Origin of the sequence: Nocardia sp. XZ_19_369 (genome assembly GCF_015355715.1) — a bacterium.
Lineage (GTDB): Bacteria > Actinomycetota > Actinomycetes > Mycobacteriales > Mycobacteriaceae > Nocardia.
Genome location: NZ_JACVED010000013.1, coordinates 173,896 through 192,158, shown reverse-complemented (window position 1 = coordinate 192,158; position 18,263 = coordinate 173,896). Strand labels below are relative to the sequence as shown.

The following is an 18,263-nucleotide window of genomic DNA, read 5'->3' as shown; positions in this document are numbered from 1 at the left end:
TCGAGGACACGTCGGTACACCTCCCGGCGCGGCAGAACACTGATTCAACACCCTCCCCTCACGCCGCTCCCGTACCTTGCGGTCCATTTCTCCCCTCCATTCTCGAGCTGGATCCCCCCATTGCAAACAGATGCAGCATGGTTCAGCCGAGTGAATGTCCCGATGTCTGCAATCTAGAGACAAATGCGGTGTTCTGGCCCAAGTTCGGTGACATCAGGACATCGCAGCGAGCAAGAGGCAACTAAACAGCGACACCGAGTTCGGTGAGCAGGTGTTCTACTCGGGTGCGGATGGTGTTGCGGATGGGGCGGATTTGGTGGAGCGGGAGGCCGGCGGGGTCGTCGATGAACCATTCTTCGTAGCGGGGGCCCGGGACGAGGGGGCAGGTGTCGCCGCAGCCCATGGTGACGATGACGTCGGCGGCGCGGATGATTTCGTCGGTCCAGGGTTTGGGGTATTCGTTGGCGATGTCGACGCCGATTTCGGCCATGGCGGCCACCGCGGCGGGGTTGAGGGCCTGGCCGGGGTCGGAGCCGCCGGACCAGGCGACGGCGCGGCCCTTGGCGAGGTGAGCGAAGAAGCCGAGGGCCATCTGGGAGCGGCCCGCGTTGTGCGTGCAGAGGAACAGCACGGTGGGGCGCGGGCGGGCGACCTTGCCCTGAACCTTGGCCAGTGCCTGCAGCCGCTGCCTGCCGAAGCGTTCGGCGAGCAGCGGGAGGTACCGCGTTACCGTTGCGCGCGAAGCGAATTCGTCGTACGACGAATGCAGGTAGTGGTGGATGGCGGCGAGGTCGAACATGGTGGCGAACTCTTCGCGCAGCCGTGCTTCGGCATGCTCGAGCGCCGTCTGGTGATCGAGGGAGAGCAGGCGGTATGCGGGTGTCGCGGAGCTTTCGGTCGTACCCGACTTTTCAGGCTGAGACACCCACCCAGGGTCTCAGGCGGGCATTGACCTGGGCAAACGAACACCCTGTAAACCACGTCACACCGAGGTGAACGCGACACCGCGACGAGACGATCCGGCGGGCGGTGAGCAGGCCCTTACACCTCGCTAACCTGTCGTCACCTCACCGAAACGCGAGGTCCATAGCGTATACACCCATGTCGACACGGTTGGCCACACTCGAAGACGCCGCGGGCCGACCGCTGCGCGACGTGGTGTACGACGCACTGCGCCGCGAGTTGATAAACGGGGACATCAAGTTCGGCGAGCGACTCACCGAACCGAAACTGTCGGCCCGCTTCGGGATTTCCCGCACGCCGATCCGAGAAGCGTTGACGGTGCTGTGCTCCGACGGACTGCTGCAGCGCGAAGACTACGGTTTCAGCCCGGTGCGCCCGAGCGTGCCGCTGATCCGTGACCTCTACGAACTGCGAATCACGTTGGAGCTCGGCGGAATCCAGCGTGCGATGACCAACCCGGCGGTGGCCCACGACCGCGCGCTACTCGAGGTCGAGCGTGACGCCTGGCTGGCGTTGCGCGCCGACCCGCCCGAGCAGGAACCGGGATTCGTGGTGCGCGACGAGGAGTTCCACGTCACCTTGCTCACCGCGGCAGGCAATGCCGAAATGGTGCGGGCGCTGCGCGCGGTGAACTCGCGGATCAGGCACGTCCGCATGTACGACTTCATGGTCAACAACCGCATCGAGACCACCATCGCCGAACATCTCGGCATCCTGGATGCCGTACTGGCCGAGGACCTTCCGCTCGCCTACCAGCTGCTGCACACCCACATCGGCGAATCCCTCGATGTCGTGCTCGAGCGGGTCACCCGCGCCATCGCCGCGATGGCCGCCGAATAACGCCCACCGGAAGAACCGAATTCGCAAGCACTGGTCACGCAAGTGCCACAGTAGAACTGCGAACCATCAGCAGCGATCGGAGTCGACCAATGTCTGCCGACAGCCCAGGCAACAGCGCATCACCCACCGAGCGAGTCCGGGCCGCGTATCGGCGGATCGCCGAGGTGGATCGGCCCGAGGTGTGGATCACCCTGCGGCCGGAGCACGAGGTCGCCGCCGACGCCGCGGCGGTCGAGCAGCAACTCGCCGACGGTGCGTCGCTCGCGCTGGCGGGCGTGCTGCTTGCGGTCAAGGACAACATCGACGTCGCCGGGCTGCCGACCACCGCGGCCTGCCCGGAATTCGCCTACACCCCGGACGTCACCGCGTCCGCGATCGAGCGACTGGTCGCGGCGGGCGCGATCGTGCTCGGCAAGACCAACCTCGACCAGTTCGCCACCGGCCTGGTCGGCACGCGCAGTCCGTACGGCGCCGTGCGCAACGCGCACGATTCGGCGCTGATTTCCGGCGGTTCCAGTTCCGGCTCGGCGGCGGCGGTGGCACTGGGCATCGCCGATATCGGAATCGGCACCGACACAGCGGGTTCCGGTCGAATCCCGGCGGCGCTGCACGGAATCATCGGCCTCAAAGCCACGTTGGGCATCATCCCGGCCCACGGTGTCGTGCCCGCCTGCGCGGACTACGACGCGGTCACCGTATTCGCCGCCGACCTCGCCGACGCCGTGACGGCCGCCGCGATCATGTCCGGACCGGAGCCGCGCGATCCGCGCAGCCGCGGCTGGCCCGCCGATGTCCGGTTGGCGGCACCGCAGGCACCGCGCATCGCGATCCCCCGTGCCGCGGACCTCGCCCCGTTGAGCGGGCCGTACCGGGACGCCTTCACGCGGACCGCCGCTGCCGTAGCGGCATCCGGCGCGAAGCTCGACGAGATCGACATCTCCGGCCTGCTCGACGCCGCGCTGCTGCTCTACGACGGCGCGATCGTCGCCGAGCGGCATGCCTCCGTCGGCGCTTTTCTGGCCACAGCACCCGCGGGCGCCGATCCCACGGTGGCCGCCATCATCGAAGCAGCCGGTAAGACAACAGGTCCCGACTTCGCCGCCGATCTCGACGCACTCGCCCGAGCCCGGGCAGCGGCGGCCGTACTACTCGACGGCTTCGACGCGCTCTTGCTGCCGACCACCACCGAGCACCCGAGTATTGCTGCGGTACAAGCGGATCCGATAGGTATCAACAGGCGGCTGGGTACCTACACCAACTTCGGCAACCTGCTCGACCTGGCGGCGATCGCGATCCCCGGCCAACCCACCACCGACGGTGCACCGTTCGGCGTCATGCTGGTGACGCCGGCCTTCGCCGATCAGGTCGGCGTCGATCTCGCCGCCCGCCTGCTCGGTGCCGAGTCCACGCCGCTGCTGGTCGAGCGCGGTGTCGAGCTGGCCGTTTTCGGCGCACATCTGCGTGGCCAGCCCTTGCACTGGCAGCTCGAGCAGATCGGGGCCCGCTTCACCGGAGACATTCGCACCACCGACGCCTACCGCCTGACCGCCCTGGCCACCACACCGCCGAAACCGGGTCTCGTGCGCCATGGCGACGGCCGCGGTGCACCCATCGCCGGTGAGCTATTCCGCGTCGCCGAGGCGGGGCTCGGCAATTTCCTCGCCAATCTTCCCGCCCCCATGGCGCTCACCAGTATCGAATTGTCCGACGGCCGTTCGGTTATCGGCTTCGCCTGCACCTATGAGGCCGCGGCCACCGCGACCGACATCACCTCCTTCGGCGGCTGGAAGGCCTACCTCGAACAGCGCCCGTAGGTAGCACACCAGCCTCGATTTTCCGTGCTCCCAGTACCTCGGCCTTGCCTGCACATCAGTCTTACACATATGTACTAGACATTTGTGCAAGAGCCCTGTAGACATAGGTCCAAGACATTCGGAGTCGAGCAAGGGAACAGATCATGAGCGCCACCACCACCCAGCCCCGCGTCCTCATCGCCGGCGGCGGCATCGGCGGCAATGCGGTTGCCTTGCAACTGCTTCGGGCGGGCATCCGGGCCACCGTGGTGGAGCGCGCCGAGGCGCCGCGACCGGGCGGGCAGGCGGTCGACCTGCGGGGCCCGAGCGGCGAGGTCGCGGAGCGGATGGGGCTGATGCCCGGGATCCGCACGTATCAGCTCGACGAGCGCGGCTTGAAAATCGTGGACGCCACGGGCCGCACCCTGGTGCGCATGCCCACCGAACTGTTCGAAGGCAAGGGTGCCGTCGCCGAAATCGAGATCACCCGAGGCGATCTCAACCAGGTGCTGCTCGACGCGCTGGCCGAGGCGGGCGGCGTGGACTACCGCTACAGCGAGTGGATCACCGCTATCGAGCAGGACGCGACCGGCGTGCAGGTCACCTTCGCCTCCGGCGCGCAGCAGCGCTTCGACCTCGTCATCGGCGCCGACGGCCTGCACTCGGGCACCCGCCGAATGGTGTTCGGCCCGGAAGAGCAGTTCTCGACCTACCTCGGCGGTTACATGTCCTTCTTCACGCTGCCGTCCCCGGACGACGTGGAGCACAACTGGTTCACCATGCACTCGCTGGTCGGCGCGACCAGTATCGGACTGCGCCCCGACGCCGACCCGGCGACCGCCAAGGCCCTGATCACCATCCGTACCGACGCCGATCCGGCACTGCGCCGCGATGTCGCGGCCCAGCAGGACCTGATCCGGCAGCGGCTGGCCGGTGGCGGTTGGGAATCGGCCAGGATCGCAGGCGCGATGGGCGAGGCGACCGACTTCTACTTCGACGAGCTGGCCAGGATCGACATGCCGAGCTGGTCGAAGAGCCGGGTCGTGCTGCTGGGCGACGCCGGGTACTGCGGTTCACCACTCACCGGCAACGGCACCGCGATGGCACTGATCGGGGCGTACGTGCTCGCCGGTGAAATCGCCGCGCACGCAGACGATCTCGCGCAGGCGCTGGTCCGCTACGAGGAAGTGCTGCGCCCGTTCATCGCCGAGGCGCAGCAACTCCCGCCGGGCGGGCTGAAGGCCATGACCCCCCAGACCAGCTTCGGCATCCGCGCGGGCCTGACCCTCAGCAAGCTGATGACCACGAAGGTACTGCGGCCGCTCATGCTGAAGATGCTTACCAAGAACGAGTCCTACGAACTGCCCGACTACACCACTCAGACCGTCGACCGGTAGCTCGAAAACGCGACGACCGCAGCCGATCCCGGGCTCCGGTCGTTTGCGCACAGCCGTTACTCGATCGTCGTCCCCTGGTCGAGCAGGAACGGCAGCGCGAAGTTGCGCAGCAGTGCCCGCTCGTCGTCTTCGGTCGCACCGGGCAAGGTAAGCAGCGACACCATCACGCGCACGAACCATTGGCCGAGTCGGCGGGCAGCCGGCGCGGGGAGGTCCGGCCGGAAGCCACTGACGAAATCGGTCGCGAGGGTGTCCACCACATCCGACGAATTCGACAGCTGCGCAACGATTCCCGCATTGGCGGGCGCGAACCATACCGCCAGATGCGGGGTTTTGCGCACCTCGGCGAGCAGCGCGGTGAGACCGTCGAGCAGTCGCTCGCCCGGGTCGGTGGCGGCGGAAACGGCCGGGTCGCGCCACACCCGCTCGACCACCTGGCGGGCCTCGCGTCCGGCGAAGGCGACGTACAGCGCTTGCCGGTTGTCGAAGTAGCGGTAGAGCGTCGCCCTGGAACAGCCTGCGGCCTCGGCGACTTCGGCCATGCCGACGCCGCTGACCCCCTTGTCGATGAACAGCGCGCGGACCGCGTCCAGGATGCGCTCGCTCGCCAGCTCGGCGCGCCCGTCCGCCAGCCAGTCGCCGGTCATCCGGCACACCGGAACGGAACCGTGGTCGGCCTGCGCACGTATGGCCCCGGTGCGTATTCGACGGCGTCGATATCCACCGCGAAGTTCGGGAAGCGATCGAGCAGCTCTTCCAGGGCCACCCGGGCCTGCATCCGGGCCGCGGCCGCACCGAGGCAATGGTGCGGTCCGTGCCCGAAAGTGAGTATCCGCTGCGGATTCCGGTCGATGTCCAGCGCTGCCGCATCGGCACCGAAGGCGCGCTCGTCACGATTGGCGGAGCCGAATACGAGTAGGACCTTGCGCCCCGCGGGAATCGCCTTGCCGCTCAACTCGACCGCGCGCGTCGTCGTACGCGCCAAACACTGCACCGGCGCTGTCAACCTCGCGAATTCCTCTACGGCCGTGCGGATCCGGTCCTTGTCCGCGACCAACGCGGCGCGCTGCTCCGGATGTTGTTGCAGCAGTTGCACCGCACCACCGAGCAGCCCCGTCGTGGTGTCGTTGCCGCCGGCGACCATCGTCCAGGCGTAGGCCAGAATCTGCACCAGGCCACGCACATCCGCGTCGTCCGCCGCCATGCCCGCCTGTACGAGCAGCGACACCGTGTCCGTCCCCGGGTCGGTGCGCCGCCGCTTGATGAGTTCGGTGAAGTAGCCCATCATCGCCATCGATGCGGGCATGGCTTCGGTGCTCGCCCGATCGGTACTGCCCGCGACCACCGCGTCGGTCCATCCGTCGAACCGATCCCGATCCTCGGCGGGCACCCCGAGGTAGTAGGCCACCACCATGCTCGGCAGCGGCTTGAACAGCTGCTTGACGATGTCACCGCCGCCGTCCGCGGCGATCCGGTCGAGGCGTTCGCGGACGAAGGCGCGCACCACCGGTTCCACCTCGCTGACTTGACGCGGCGTGAATCCGCGGGCGACGAGCTTGCGAAAGTCGGTGTGCTCCGGCGGATCCTGCATCACCAGCGGCGGATTGTCGGTCAGCCCGATCTGTTCCAGCTCGCCGTACTCCACGGTCAGCCCGTCGCGCGAGGAGAAGGTCTCGCTGTCCCTGGCCGCCGCGTACACGTCCTCGTGCCGGGTGAGCACCCAGTAGTCGTGGTCGGGACGCGTCGGTGGCACCACGTGATGCACCGGATCATGTTCGCGCAGTGCGGCGTACATCTCCCACGGCGACGTCCAAGTGGCGCCGGAGCGGAGCTCGAAGACGGGAGCGGGCCGATACGCATCGATCACCATGTAGTGACGGTAAGACAGATAGACGATTATGTCTAGAACGAGTTCTAGTTCGGTGGCGCCGGGCCGATCACCCTCCGAAACCGGTCCGGCTGCCCTCCCGAGTCGGGACCGTGCCGCGCACCCGCGGTTACCTTCGGCAGTGGCAACACGGTGATCGTTGCCGGTCAGCTCCCGGAAGAGCCTGCGAAAACGTGTCCGGTACCCGAGTGGCCCGCCAGGCCGGTCACCCCTCGAAGACCGGCCCGGCAAGCACTCTCCCCGAGGCCCGACCTGTCAACCCCTCGAAGACAGGTCGGACCCCGTTCCCCACCCCCGGCGGTGGATCCAACACCGCCACCCGGCTCCCCCACCCGGCTCCCCATCCGGGTTTCCCACCCCCGAGTGGCGGTGTTGACACAAACAATGCACGGGCGGGCTTAGCACGCACTTAAGAACACCTTGCAGGCGGAAAGACGCTGGTGATGCGGCCATCTGGGCGGCGGATGCGCCGAGCCTGTAGCACCCGGCCCCCGCAGGCGGATGATAGAGGTGAGTGGCCGAGGAGATTGGGAGCGACGATGGAAACCGCAGTGGTCTGGGTGCTGGCCTGCCTGCTTTATTGGTGGGGCCTGCTGTAGTCATATCTATGCAGCCACGCCGGATCTCGGCGTCGGTCCCGCATTCACCCGATTACGTTGGGCTACCGCTTGTTCGCGGTTGACGACGACCGGTAGGCGAACGATTCGCGGGCAAAACGGACAGCAGGTGCGCACCCGAACGGGTGCGCACCTGCTGGTTATTTATCTAGCGTCGCTCAGCCCTGCGAAGGCGGCGGCGTCGGCGCACCGTCGCGCCCGGCGCGGACACCTTCCTCGACGCGCTTGCCCAGGTCGGGATCCACGTTGGTCCAGTACTCGAAGACGCGGCTCAGCACCGGCTCCTGCACACCGCCGAGCACGTGCCCGACGATATTGCTCACCAGCCGGTCGCGCTGATCATCGTTGAGCACCTCGCGGACCAGCGTGCCCGCCTGGGTGAAGTCGCCGTCCTCGGCATGTTCGACGTAGCCGGCCCGCACCATTGTCGGGTCGAACTCCCAGAGTCCGCCGTCGGGCGCCAGCGCCGGATCGGCGTGCGGGCCGCCGAAGGAGTTGGGCGCGTACACCGGCACGCTCGCGTCGTTGTAGAAGTACCGCATGGCGCCCTCCTTGGAGTAAGAGTTCACCTCCGCGGCCCGCGGCAGGTTCGGGGGCAGCTGCGCGTAGTTGGTGCCGATCCGGTAGCGGTGCGCGTCGGCGTAGGCAAAGACGCGGCCCAGCAGCATCTTGTCCGGCGAGAAGCCGATGCCGGGAACCACATTCGAGGGCTCGAAGGCGGCCTGCTCGATGTCGACGAAGTAGTTGGCGGGGTTGCGGTTCAGCGTCCACTTGCCGACCTCGATCAGCGGGTAGTCCTTGTGCGACCACACCTTGGTCAGGTCGAACGGGTTGAACCGGTAGCCCTCGGCCTCGGCGACCGGCATCACCTGCACGTGCACCGTCCAGCTCGGGAACTCGCCGCGCTCGATCGCGTCCCACAGATCCTTGCGGTGGTAGTCGGCGTTCTCGCCCGCGATCCGGTCCGCGTCGGCCTGGGTGAGGTAGTCGACGCCCTGATCGGTCTTGAAGTGGTATTTCACCCAGAAGCGCTCACCCGCCGCGTTGATCCACTGGTAGGTGTGCGAACCGTAACCGTTCATGTGCCGGTAGGTCTTCGGGATGCCGCGATCACCCATCAGCCAGGTCACCTGGTGCGCCGTCTCCGGGCGCAGGGTCCAGAAATCCCACTGCATGTTGTGGTCGCGAAGTCCGTTGCCGGGCAGGCGTTTCTGCGACCGGATGAAGTCGGGGAACTTGATCGGGTCTTTGATGAAGAAGACCGGGGTGTTGTTACCGACGAGGTCGTAGTTGCCGTCCTCGGTGTAGAACTTCACCGCGAAGCCCCGCGGGTCGCGCCAGGTGTCGGGGCTGCCCTGCTCGCCGGCGACGGTGGAGAACCGGACCAGCGACTCGGTCCGCGCACCCGGCTGGAACAGCTTGGCCTTGGTGTAGCGGCTGACATCGTTGGTCACCATCAGTTCGCCGTAGGCGCCCGCGCCCTTGGCGTGCACGATCCGCTCCGGCACCCGCTCCCGGTTGAACTGCGCGAGCTTCTCGATGAGGTAGTGGTCGTGCAGCAGGATCGGGCCCTGAGTGCCCGCGGTGAGCGATTCGTTGTCGCTCTCCACCGGCGTTCCGGTGTTGGTGGTTGTCGGCTTGGTCATCGTCGAAGCCTCCTCGGCTGGTGAACAACGTCCCGGGTGGGCTGACCCGGGCTGGTCAAAATGGCTGCCGCTACGCCGAACGGCAGGTCGGGCACAGTCCCCAGAAGACGACCTCGGCCTCGTCGACCGAGAAGCCGTGCGCGTCATCGGGTTCCAAGCAGGGCGCGCTGCCCACGACACAGTCGACGTCGACGACCGTGCCGCAGTTCCGGCACACCAGGTGGTGATGGTTGTCCCCGGTCCTGGCCTCGTACCGCGCGGCCGAACCGGCGGGCTCGATGCGCCGCAGCAGGCCGGCGTGCACGCAGGCGTGCAACACGTCATAGACGGCCTGGGTGGACACCGAACCCAACGCTGCGCGCACGGTGGCGGCCACCCGATCCGCATCGGCATGCGGGGTGGCGGCGACCGCCTCCAGCACCGCGACCCGCGGGGCGGTGACCCGCAGACCGGCCGCGCGCAGTTGCGCCGTGGCGTCGGTGTGGTTGGTGTGCATGTACTCGATACTCCTCCTTTTCTGGAATTAGTCAAGAAAATGATCCGATCCAGCGTGGCGCAGATCACCTTCGGCCGCGTGGAATACATCCGGGCGGATGGTCGTTGAAGCTCACTGTCGGCGTCCGGACAGCCCCGGGCCTCACCCCTTTGTCGCTACGAGCGACCACCCGCCGAGAGGCGCTTGTGGGACGTCGACCTCGAGTCGTGACGCTGGCGTGGCGTCCGGCGACTCAGCGCCGCCAGGTTTTGCGACCTGGCGGCGTTTGCGATTTCCGGCCCGGCTCGCCGCTCGGTGGCCGGGGTTGGCCGAGTGACCGCGATAGCCTCGTGCGCATGGGGCGATTCGGTGGGTTTCTCGTCGTGCTCGCTGCGTTATCGCTGGTGGCGGGCAATATGTCCACCAGTAAGGCGCAGGCGGTACCCCATCACGCGTCGGATGAGGTGCGCTGCACGCCGCAGTCCGGGCGCGAGTTCGCCCGGGCGAAGCCGGAACAGGTCGGCCTCGACAGCGAACGCCTCGCGGCGGCGTTGGCCTTCGCCAGCACCCGCAACCGGCTGAATGTGCAGGTGTTCCGGCACAACTGCCTGATCGGCGAGGGCCCGACGAACGACCAGACCGGCAATGTCGCCTGGAACATCTGGAGTTCCACCAAGAGTGTCGTCTCGCTCGTCGCGGGGATCGCCTGGGACCAGGGCAAACTCGATCTCGCCGCACCGATCGACCGCTACCTGCCCGCCGAGCTCGGCGACTCCGAGCATCGCTCGATCACCGTGCAGAACCTGCTCACCGAATCCTCGGGACTGAAGATCGGCGCCCTCACCGAGGGCATCACCGGGGTGGTCCCGATCGATCCGAACAGTGCCGTGCAAGCGCTGGGCATGCCGCTGGAGAATCCACCGGGTACGGAATTCAGCTACAGCCAGCGCAATGTCGACCTGCTCACCTATGTACTCGAACTGGCTGTCGGCGAACCGCTGCAACAATTCGCGCAGCGCGAGCTGTTCGATCCACTAGGTATCCAGCGCGACGACTACTACTGGGCGCGCGATCGAGCCGGGCACACCTACGGCTACGCCCATCTGATGATCCCGCCGAACGATTTCGCCAAACTCGGGCTCCTCGTCAGCAATGACGGGCAGTGGGGCACAAAGCAAGTCATCTCGGAGAAGTATCTGCGGCTGGCACTGACACCCTCGTCCGCCAACGACTGCTACGGGTATCTGTTCTGGGTCGGACCCGAGTGCGCGGCAAGCTTGTACAACGTGCCGCCCGACCTGTTCATGATGGACGGCCTCGGCATGCAGAACGTCTTCGGTATTCCGAGCCTGGACCTGACGGTGGTGTGGACCGGATTCTTCGGCAATCGCAGCAGCAAGGGCCTGACCGGCACCCTGCAGAACCAGGCGGAACTACCGTATGAGTTCTTCCGCAAATTGTTCGCCGCATTCCACCAGCGGCCGCTGCCCGATCCAGGTCCGTTCGTCGAACCGCAGGTGGAATTGGACCCGAGGCAGTTCGTCGATCCGAACATCCTGCTCGCCGTATTCGGTATCGGGCCGGACACCTATCCCGGCTGCAATGTCTTCTCCTGCCTGGACTATCCGCTCGCCCCACCCTTTTGGGATACCGCGCCGGGTTGCGCGATCCTGGTGTGCCTCGGTCCCGGCGCTCCCGGCATCGACTGACGACCCCCGGCACACCACAACACGCCATTCCCCCGTCCACGGCGACCGCGCACGATAGCCTCGTGCGCATGGGGCGATTCAGTGGGTTCCTGGTCGGGTTCGCTGCGTTATCGCTGGTGGCGGGCAACGTATTCACCGGGAGTGCGCAGGCCGCCGCGGACCCGGTGTCCTGCGACGTGCGCTCCGACCGCGCATTCGCCCGCGCGCTACCCGAGCAGGTCGGTATCGACAGCGCGGGACTCGCGGACGCCTTGGCTTTCGCCGCCACCCGAAACCGGATCAATGTTCAGGTATTTCGGCACAACTGCCTGATCGGCGAGGGGCCGACGAACGCGCAGACCGGCAATGTGGCGTGGAATATCTGGAGTGCCACCAAGAGCGTCGTCTCGCTGCTCGCCGGGATGGCCTGGGATCAAGGCAAACTCGATATCAGCGCACCGATCGACCGGTATCTGCCGCCTGGACTCGGTGACGTAGCGCATCGGTCGATCACCGTGCAGAATCTGCTCACCGAAACCTCGGGCATGAAGGTCGGCGTATTGACCGAGGGCGCGACCGCGGTCGTGCCGATTGATCCGAACAGTGCGGTGCAGGCGCTCGGTGTGCCGCTGGACAATCCGCCGGGCACGGTATTCAGCTACAGCCAGCGCAATGTCGACCTGCTCAGCTATGTGCTCGAATTGGCCGTCGGCGAACCCCTTCAGCAATTCGCGCAACGGGAACTGTTCGATCCGCTCGGTATCGAACGCGGCGACTACTACTGGGCGCGCGATCGGGCCGGGCACACCTACGGCTACGCCCATCTGCTGATCCCGCCGAACGATTTCGCCAAACTGGGGCTGCTGGTCAGCAACGAAGGGCGTTGGGGCACACAGCAAATCGTGTCGGCCGGTTATCTGCGGCAGGCACGTCAACCCTCACCGGCCAACCGGTGCTACGGCTATCTGTTCTGGCTCGGGCCGGGCTGCGCGGAATCCGCGACCAACCTGCCGCCCGACACCTACATGATGGCCGGGCTCGGTTTGCAGAACGTCTTCGTCATGCCGAGCCTGGATCTGACGGTGGTGTGGACCGGGTTCTACGGCAATGTCAGCCGGTACGGACTGACCGGCACCATCCAGAACATCGCGGAGCTGCCGTACGAGTTCTTCCGCAAGCTGTTCGCGGCGTTCCATCAACAGCCCATCCCCGACCCCGGCCCGTACGTCGAACCACCGGTGCGGCTGAACCCGAGCCAGTTCGTGGACCTGAACTTCGTGCTAGCGGTATTCGGCGCGGGGCCGTACGCCTACCCGGGCTGTGATGTGCTGTCCTGCTTGCACTATCCCCTCGCGCCACCCTTCGCGGATACCGCGCCGGGGTGCACGATCGTGATCTGCCTAGGCCCCGGCGCGCCCGGCATTCGCTGAATCACACACCGAGGAAAGGCAATTCGCCGTCTTCGGCGCCGTGGGCGCGGAAATGATCCGGCGATACCACGACGAACAGCGCGTCCGCCTCGGCGATGAGTTCGCCGTCGAGTTCGAGCCGCGCGTAGATGTGCAGCTTGCGGGTGCCCTCGCGGCGATCCACGTGCGCGGACACCGTCATCGGGCGGTGCAGCGGAGCGGGTTTGGCGTAGTTCACCGTGATTTTCGCGGTCACCGCCGGGATTCCGGCGCCGGTCGGGACGCTGCCGCAGGCCTCGTCCAGCACTGCGGCGACTACCCCGCCGTGCGCCAGACCTGGTGCGCCCTGGTGCCTTCGGTCGAAGGTGCAGCTACCGGTGAGGCGGCCGTCCACCAGCGTGGACACCATCGCGACACCGGCTCGATTCTGCGGGCCGCAGCCGAAGCAGTGGTCGCCGTGCGGGGACAACGCGTCGCCCGCGTCGCGCAGGCCGCGATCGGACGCTTCGGCAAGTCCGGTCATCCGCACTCCTCAATCGGGAATCAACTGTCTCCTGATTGAAGCTAGATTTAGGAAACATCCGTGTCAAGATGGCGTGGTGGCGAAGCAAGCACGGACCTACGGCGGGGTATCCGCCGATCAGCGCCGCGCCACCCGGCGCGAGCAGCTGCTGGAGGCGGCGTTCGAGGTACTGGCGCTGGACGGGCCCGGCGGGCTGACCATCCGGGCTGTCGCGAAGCAGGCGGGGCTGTCCACCCGATTCGTCTACGAGAGTTTCACCGATCTCGACGAACTGGTGGTGGCGGCGTTCGAGCTGGCCTTCCGGCAGATGGCGGCGGCGGTCGACGCGGCGGTCGCGGCTGCGGGACCGGACCGCCGTGCTCAGGTCACGGCGCTGGTCGAGGCGCTGGCCGACTTCTTCCTGAGCGCGCCCGCCAAGGGAAAGTTGCTGTCCACCAAGGCTTATGGGCATCCGGCCGTGGCGGCCCGCCGGCTCGCACGGTCCGAGGACGTGTCGCGGACCTACGGCGCACTGCTGCACGGACTGCTGCCCGACCGGCCGGCGGATGATCCCGCCATCGATCTCACCGCACGATTCCTGGTCGGTGGCTTCGGCGAAACCAGCACCGCGTGGATCCAGCAGTCGCTGCCCTACCCGCGGGACGAATTCGTGCACGACAATGTCGAGCTGTTCCTAGCGGCCATCGCCGCCCTCGAGCGGCTGTAGGGCCGAGCACCTCGTCGGCGATGACCTGAGCCGGTCTGAGATCACACGCAACTACGCTCGACCCGTGACGCAGGAACAACGAGGTGGGCGTGCGGGGCAGGCGGATCGGCGCCGGGCGGAGATCCTCGATGCCGCGCGGGAGGTGATCGCGGAGCGGGGGTATCGCGGGGCGTCGCTGGGGGCGGTGGCCGAACGGGTGGGGCTGACGCAACCTGGGTTGTTGCACTATTTCCCGAGCAAAGAGCACCTGCTGGTCGCGGTGCTCGAGGAGCGGGATCGATGGGATACCGCGGCGTTCCTGGCGGGGCCGTCGGAGAGTTGGCGGTTGTCGCATCTCGAGCAGTTGGTCGAGTACAACGCGATGCGACCGGGTGTGGTGCAGACGTTCACCGCGTTGGCGGGTGAAAGCGTGACCGGTGGGCATCCGGCTCGGGAGTATTTCATCGAGCGGTACGCGCAGGCGAGGGCGCGGCTGGCCGAGCTGCTGCGGGCGGAGTTCGGGGAGCGGTTGGCCGGTGGCCGGACGCCGGAGCAGGTGGCGCCGTTACTGATCGCGGTGCTGGATGGTTTGCAGACGCAGTGGTTGCTCGATCCGGAGGCAGTCGATATGGGTGTGGCGTTCCGGGACTTCGTCGCTTTGCTCGAGCCGAGTGCCGACGCCGAATAATATAACGAGCCAATAACAACACCTACTATTGATTAGGTGAGTGCGGCGGACCTGCGGACGCCCGCTCGGACTCATGGCATGCGTCAACCCGGTCCGCAACGACATCGGCCGACAAAGGAGTTCTCATGAGTCCAGGCGACGTAACCCGGGAAGCAGCGGTGACGGCGGCCCTCGGCAAGCTCGACCTGACCGCCAAAGCTCGACTGCTGATGGGCCAGGACATGTGGTCGCTGCCCGCACTGCCCGAGATCGGGCTGCGGTCACTGGTGATGTCCGACGGCCCGATCGGGGTGCGCGGCGTGCGCTGGACCGCCGACGACCCGTCCATCGCGCTGCCGTCGCCGACCGCGCTGGCCGCGACCTGGGATCCGGAACTGGCCAGGCGGGCCGGGCGGCTGCTCGCGCAGGAAGCGCGGCGCAAAGGGGTGCACGTACTGCTCGCGCCCACCGTCAATCTGCATCGATCACCGCTGGGCGGACGGCATTTCGAGAGCTACTCTGAGGATCCGTACCTGACCGGGCGGATCGGTACCGGCTATGTCAGCGGCGTGCAGGACGGCGGAATCGGCACCACCGTCAAGCATTTCGTCGCCAACGACGCCGAGACCGAACGCTTCACCGTGAACAATGTGGTCTCCGCACGCGCGCTGCGCGAGCTGTATCTGGCGCCCTTCGAAGCGATGGTGCGCGATGCCCGGCCGTGGGGCGTGATGGCCGCCTACAACCAGGTCAACGGCACCACGATGACCGAGCACGGTGCGCTGCTGAACGGAATACTGCGCGGCGAATGGGGTTTCGACGGCATCGTCGTCTCCGACTGGATGGCCGCGCGGTCGACGGTCGCCGCGATCACCGCGGGGCTGGATGTCGCGATGCCGGGACCGCGCGGCGTCTACGGCGACGCCCTCGTCGCGGCGGTGCGCAACGGCGAGGTCGACGAGTCCGTGGTGGACGCGGCGGTGCGCAATGTACTGCGGCTCGCGGCGCGGGTCGGCCTGCTCGAAGGTGCCGAGCCCGCGGTGACCACGCTGCCGGAACAGATCGACGGAGTCGCGTTGGCCCGCGAGATCGCCTCGCGCGCTTTCGTTCTGGTACGCAACGAGACGATCGGCGAACGCCCCGCCCTCCCCCTCGACGGGAAACGAACGAAGGTGGCGCTGAGCGGTCTGGCCGCCCGGGATGCCCGCATCCTCGGCGGCGGCTCGGCCACCGTCTTCCCGGAATCCGTGGTGTCGCCGCTCGACGGTCTCACCGCCGCGCTGCCGGCGGGCGCACTGAGCTACTCCGTCGGTGCCGCCCCGAGCGACGTCCTCGGTGCCGCGGACCGCGGATTCGACCTGCACGCCCGCGTTTTCGACGCCGAAGGGACCCTGCTCGGCGAGAGCTCGCTGCCCAACGGCATGGTCAACTGGCTCGGCGAACTGCCCGACGGTATCGACTACGACGCACTGCACACCGTCGAGGTGCGCGGCACCTTCACTCCGGCGGAAACCGGCGCGCATGCGTTCGGCACCAAGGGGGTCGGTGATTTCCGGCTCGTGGTCGACGACACCGTGCTGTTCGAGGGCGCCGAAACCCTCACCGGCGCAGACCCCTTCGAGGCTTTCTTCGGTACGCCGACCGAACGCGGCACGGTCGAACTGACCGCGGGCACGACGGTCGAGGTGGCGATGACGCACACGCCGATGAAGTTCGCGGACATGCCGATCCAGGCGATCCTGTTCACCCTCGCGCACGGCGACCCCCGCCGTGATCCGGACGAGCTGATCGACGAGGCCGTCGAAGCGGCACGCGCCGCCGACGTGGCGGTGGTGGTCGTGGCCACCACCGAACAGGTCGAGTCCGAGGGCTTCGATCGCACGAGCCTGAAACTGCCCGGCCGCCAGGACGAACTGGTCAGCCGGGTGGCCGCGGCCAACCCGAACACCGTCGTGGTCGTGAACGCCGGGTCGCCGGTGGAGATGCCGTGGCGGGACGAGGTCGCCGCGATCCTGTTGAGCTGGTTCCCCGGGCAGCAGGCCGGCGCAGCTCTCGCCGAGGTACTGCTCGGCGACGCGGAGCCGGGCGGTCGATTGCCGACCACCTGGCCGGTCGCGCTGGCCGACTGCCCGGTCTCGGAGGTGACCCCGACCGACGGCGAACTCGTCTATCGGGAAGACCTTTTCATCGGCTATCGCGCCTGGGAGCGGGCAAGCACCGCGCCGGCTTTCCCGTTCGGACATGGATTCGGTTACACGACATGGGATTACGAGTCGATCGACCGCACCGGGACAACGGTGACCGTTCGCCTGCGCAACACCGGTTCACGCCGGGGTGCCGAAGTCGTGCAGGTCTACCTTGCCCCCGTTGCGGATTCGGTGCTGCGCCCGGCCCGCTGGCTGGCCGGCTTCGCGCGCGTCACGGCCGATCCGGGTGAGCTGGTCACCGCCGAGATCCGAATCCCGCAGCGCGCCTTCGAGATCTGGGACGACAACGCCTGGCGCTCGGTGCCCGGCTCCTACGAGATCCAGGCGGGTTCTTCCTACGCCGACCGCCCATTGACCATCGGGTACGAAGCGGAGTAAACGACGACGGCCGTGGATCCACCGGGGATCCACGGCCGTGCCGACAACGCCTCAGCGATTGCTGAGCAGCACCTCGGCGATTTGAATGGTGTTGAGGGCGGCACCCTTTCGCAGGTTGTCACCGGAGATGAAGAGCGCGAGCCCACGGCCGTCCGGCACGCCCGGATCCTGGCGGATCCGGCCGACCAGCGAGTCATCCGCACCGGCCGCCTGCAGCGGCGTCGGCACGTCGACCAGCTTGACGCCGGGCGCCTTGGCCAGGATCTCCTTGGCCTGCTCGACCGACAGCGGCTCGTCGAACTCGGCGTTCACCGACAGCGAGTGACCGGTGAACACCGGAACGCGCACGCAGGTGCCGCTGACCAGCAGGTCGGGCAACCCGAGAATCTTGCGGCTCTCGTTGCGCAGCTTCTGATCCTCGTCGGTCTCGCCGGAGCCGTCGTCGACCAGCGAACCGGCCAGCGGCAGCACGTTGAACGCGATCGGCGCGACGTACTTGTTCGGCGCGGGGAAGTCGACGGCGCTGCCGTCGTGGGTGAGCTTCTCCACGTCGTCGATCACCGCACGCGCCTGTGTCGCAAGCTCTTCCACACCGGCCAGGCCGCTACCGGACACCGCCTGGTAGCTGGACACGATGAGGCGGCGCAGCCCGGCGAGGTCGTGCAGTGGCTTCAGCACCGGCATGGCGGCCATGGTGGTGCAGTTCGGGTTGGCGATGATGCCCTTGACCAGGTTGCGGGTCTGCTCGGGATTGACCTCGCTGACCACCAGCGGGACATCGGGGTCCTTGCGCCAGGCCGAGGAGTTGTCGATCACCGTGACGCCCGCTGCCGCGAAGCGCGGGGCCTGCACCCGGGACATGGTGGCACCGGCCGAGAACAGCGCGATGTCCAGGCCGGCCGGATCGGCGAGCTCGGTGTCCTCGACGACGATCTCGCCGCCGCGCCACGGCAGCTTCGTACCCGCCGAGCGCGACGAGGCGAAGAAACGCACCTCGTCGGCCGGGAAGTTGCGCTCCTCCAGCAGTTTCCGCATGACGGCGCCGACCTGCCCGGTCGCGCCGACGACGCCTACTCGAATGCCCATG

Annotated in this window: 15 protein-coding genes; 8 read left to right on the top strand and 7 right to left on the bottom strand. The window is 67.3% G+C overall.

The window, feature by feature from the left end:
* Positions 1-241: 241 nt before the first annotated feature.
* On the bottom strand, positions 242-925 hold the full coding sequence (locus tag IBX18_RS38505; RefSeq protein WP_306796592.1) for an arsenate reductase ArsC: 684 nt from the start codon (positions 923-925) through the stop codon (positions 242-244).
* 176 nt (positions 926-1,101) lie between these two features.
* Here IBX18_RS38505 and IBX18_RS38500 point away from each other — a divergent pair, with 176 nt between their 5' ends.
* From IBX18_RS38500 to IBX18_RS38490, 3 genes are all read left to right on the top strand, one after another.
* Positions 1,102-1,803 (top strand): GntR family transcriptional regulator, encoded by a 702-nt coding sequence (locus tag IBX18_RS38500; protein WP_194838344.1) that lies wholly within the window; start codon positions 1,102-1,104, stop codon positions 1,801-1,803.
* An 89-nt stretch (positions 1,804-1,892) separates the two neighbouring features.
* On the top strand, positions 1,893-3,617 hold the full coding sequence (gene atzF / locus IBX18_RS38495) for an allophanate hydrolase (RefSeq protein WP_194838343.1): 1,725 nt from the start codon (positions 1,893-1,895) through the stop codon (positions 3,615-3,617).
* A gap of 143 nt (positions 3,618-3,760) precedes the next feature.
* On the top strand, positions 3,761-4,993 hold the full coding sequence (locus IBX18_RS38490) for an FAD-dependent monooxygenase (RefSeq protein ID WP_194838342.1): 1,233 nt from the start codon (positions 3,761-3,763) through the stop codon (positions 4,991-4,993).
* A gap of 56 nt (positions 4,994-5,049) precedes the next feature.
* On the opposite strand, the gene IBX18_RS38485 is transcribed toward IBX18_RS38490, so the two are convergent.
* The 4 genes from IBX18_RS38485 to IBX18_RS38470 all read right to left on the bottom strand — a co-directional run bounded on the left by IBX18_RS38485 (position 5,050) and on the right by IBX18_RS38470 (position 9,640).
* Positions 5,050-5,640: a TetR/AcrR family transcriptional regulator gene (locus IBX18_RS38485; protein ID WP_194838341.1), complete on the bottom strand. Its 591-nt coding sequence runs from the start codon at positions 5,638-5,640 to the stop codon at positions 5,050-5,052.
* Positions 5,637-6,863, bottom strand: coding sequence for a cytochrome P450 (locus tag IBX18_RS38480; RefSeq protein WP_194838340.1), 1,227 nt, complete (start codon positions 6,861-6,863; stop codon positions 5,637-5,639). Before IBX18_RS38480 ends, IBX18_RS38485 begins: the two co-directional genes overlap by 4 nt.
* 793 nt (positions 6,864-7,656) lie before the next feature.
* Positions 7,657-9,144 (bottom strand): catalase, encoded by a 1,488-nt coding sequence (locus IBX18_RS38475; RefSeq protein ID WP_194838339.1) that lies wholly within the window; start codon positions 9,142-9,144, stop codon positions 7,657-7,659.
* A 70-nt stretch (positions 9,145-9,214) separates the two neighbouring features.
* Positions 9,215-9,640: a Fur family transcriptional regulator gene (locus IBX18_RS38470; RefSeq protein ID WP_194838338.1), complete on the bottom strand. Its 426-nt coding sequence runs from the start codon at positions 9,638-9,640 to the stop codon at positions 9,215-9,217.
* Positions 9,641-9,975: 335 nt separating this feature from the next.
* On the opposite strand from IBX18_RS38470, the gene IBX18_RS38465 reads away from it, so the two are divergent.
* Complete coding sequence (locus tag IBX18_RS38465; protein WP_194838337.1) at positions 9,976-11,328, top strand: serine hydrolase; 1,353 nt, start codon at positions 9,976-9,978, stop codon at positions 11,326-11,328.
* A gap of 68 nt (positions 11,329-11,396) precedes the next feature.
* Positions 11,397-12,737 carry a serine hydrolase gene (locus tag IBX18_RS38460; protein WP_194838336.1) on the top strand — a complete coding sequence of 447 codons (1,341 nt, stop codon included), beginning with the start codon at positions 11,397-11,399 and terminating at the stop codon, positions 12,735-12,737.
* A 1-nt stretch (position 12,738) separates the two neighbouring features.
* Here IBX18_RS38460 and IBX18_RS38455 read toward each other — a convergent pair whose 3' ends face one another.
* The gene (locus tag IBX18_RS38455) at positions 12,739-13,239 is read right to left on the bottom strand and encodes a PaaI family thioesterase (RefSeq protein ID WP_194838335.1); all 501 of its coding nucleotides are present in this window, start codon (positions 13,237-13,239) and stop codon (positions 12,739-12,741) included.
* Positions 13,240-13,315: 76 nt separating this feature from the next.
* Here IBX18_RS38455 and IBX18_RS38450 point away from each other — a divergent pair, with 76 nt between their 5' ends.
* From IBX18_RS38450 to IBX18_RS38440, 3 genes are all read left to right on the top strand, one after another.
* Positions 13,316-13,945, top strand: a complete 630-nt coding sequence (locus IBX18_RS38450; protein ID WP_194838334.1) for a TetR/AcrR family transcriptional regulator — start codon at positions 13,316-13,318, stop codon at positions 13,943-13,945.
* A 64-nt stretch (positions 13,946-14,009) separates the two neighbouring features.
* The gene (locus IBX18_RS38445; protein ID WP_194838333.1) at positions 14,010-14,612 is read left to right on the top strand and encodes a TetR/AcrR family transcriptional regulator; all 603 of its coding nucleotides are present in this window, start codon (positions 14,010-14,012) and stop codon (positions 14,610-14,612) included.
* 125 nt (positions 14,613-14,737) lie between these two features.
* Positions 14,738-17,176, top strand: a complete 2,439-nt coding sequence (locus IBX18_RS38440; RefSeq protein WP_194838332.1) for a glycoside hydrolase family 3 protein — start codon at positions 14,738-14,740, stop codon at positions 17,174-17,176.
* 51 nt (positions 17,177-17,227) lie between these two features.
* Here the strand turns inward: IBX18_RS38440 and IBX18_RS38435 are convergent, their stop codons facing one another.
* The gene (locus tag IBX18_RS38435) at positions 17,228-18,262 is read right to left on the bottom strand and encodes an aspartate-semialdehyde dehydrogenase (RefSeq protein ID WP_194838331.1); all 1,035 of its coding nucleotides are present in this window, start codon (positions 18,260-18,262) and stop codon (positions 17,228-17,230) included.
* Position 18,263 lies beyond the last annotated feature (1 nt).

What these genes read in the sequence shown, in the direction of transcription:
- IBX18_RS38500 (WP_194838344.1), top strand. Translation starts at nt 1,102, where the DNA reads ATGTCGACACGGTTGGCCACACTCGAAGACGCCGCGGGCCGACCGCTG.
- atzF (WP_194838343.1), top strand. Translation starts at nt 1,893, where the DNA reads ATGTCTGCCGACAGCCCAGGCAACAGCGCATCACCCACCGAGCGAGTC.
- IBX18_RS38490 (WP_194838342.1), top strand. Translation starts at nt 3,761, where the DNA reads ATGAGCGCCACCACCACCCAGCCCCGCGTCCTCATCGCCGGCGGCGGC.
- IBX18_RS38485 (WP_194838341.1), bottom strand. Translation starts at nt 5,640, where the DNA reads ATGACCGGCGACTGGCTGGCGGACGGGCGCGCCGAGCTGGCGAGCGAG.
- IBX18_RS38480 (WP_194838340.1), bottom strand. Translation starts at nt 6,863, where the DNA reads ATGGTGATCGATGCGTATCGGCCCGCTCCCGTCTTCGAGCTCCGCTCC.
- IBX18_RS38475 (WP_194838339.1), bottom strand. Translation starts at nt 9,144, where the DNA reads ATGACCAAGCCGACAACCACCAACACCGGAACGCCGGTGGAGAGCGAC.
- IBX18_RS38470 (WP_194838338.1), bottom strand. Translation starts at nt 9,640, where the DNA reads ATGCACACCAACCACACCGACGCCACGGCGCAACTGCGCGCGGCCGGT.
- IBX18_RS38465 (WP_194838337.1), top strand. Translation starts at nt 9,976, where the DNA reads ATGGGGCGATTCGGTGGGTTTCTCGTCGTGCTCGCTGCGTTATCGCTG.
- IBX18_RS38460 (WP_194838336.1), top strand. Translation starts at nt 11,397, where the DNA reads ATGGGGCGATTCAGTGGGTTCCTGGTCGGGTTCGCTGCGTTATCGCTG.
- IBX18_RS38455 (WP_194838335.1), bottom strand. Translation starts at nt 13,239, where the DNA reads ATGACCGGACTTGCCGAAGCGTCCGATCGCGGCCTGCGCGACGCGGGC.
- IBX18_RS38440 (WP_194838332.1), top strand. Translation starts at nt 14,738, where the DNA reads ATGAGTCCAGGCGACGTAACCCGGGAAGCAGCGGTGACGGCGGCCCTC.
- IBX18_RS38435 (WP_194838331.1), bottom strand. Translation starts at nt 18,262, where the DNA reads ATGGGCATTCGAGTAGGCGTCGTCGGCGCGACCGGGCAGGTCGGCGCC.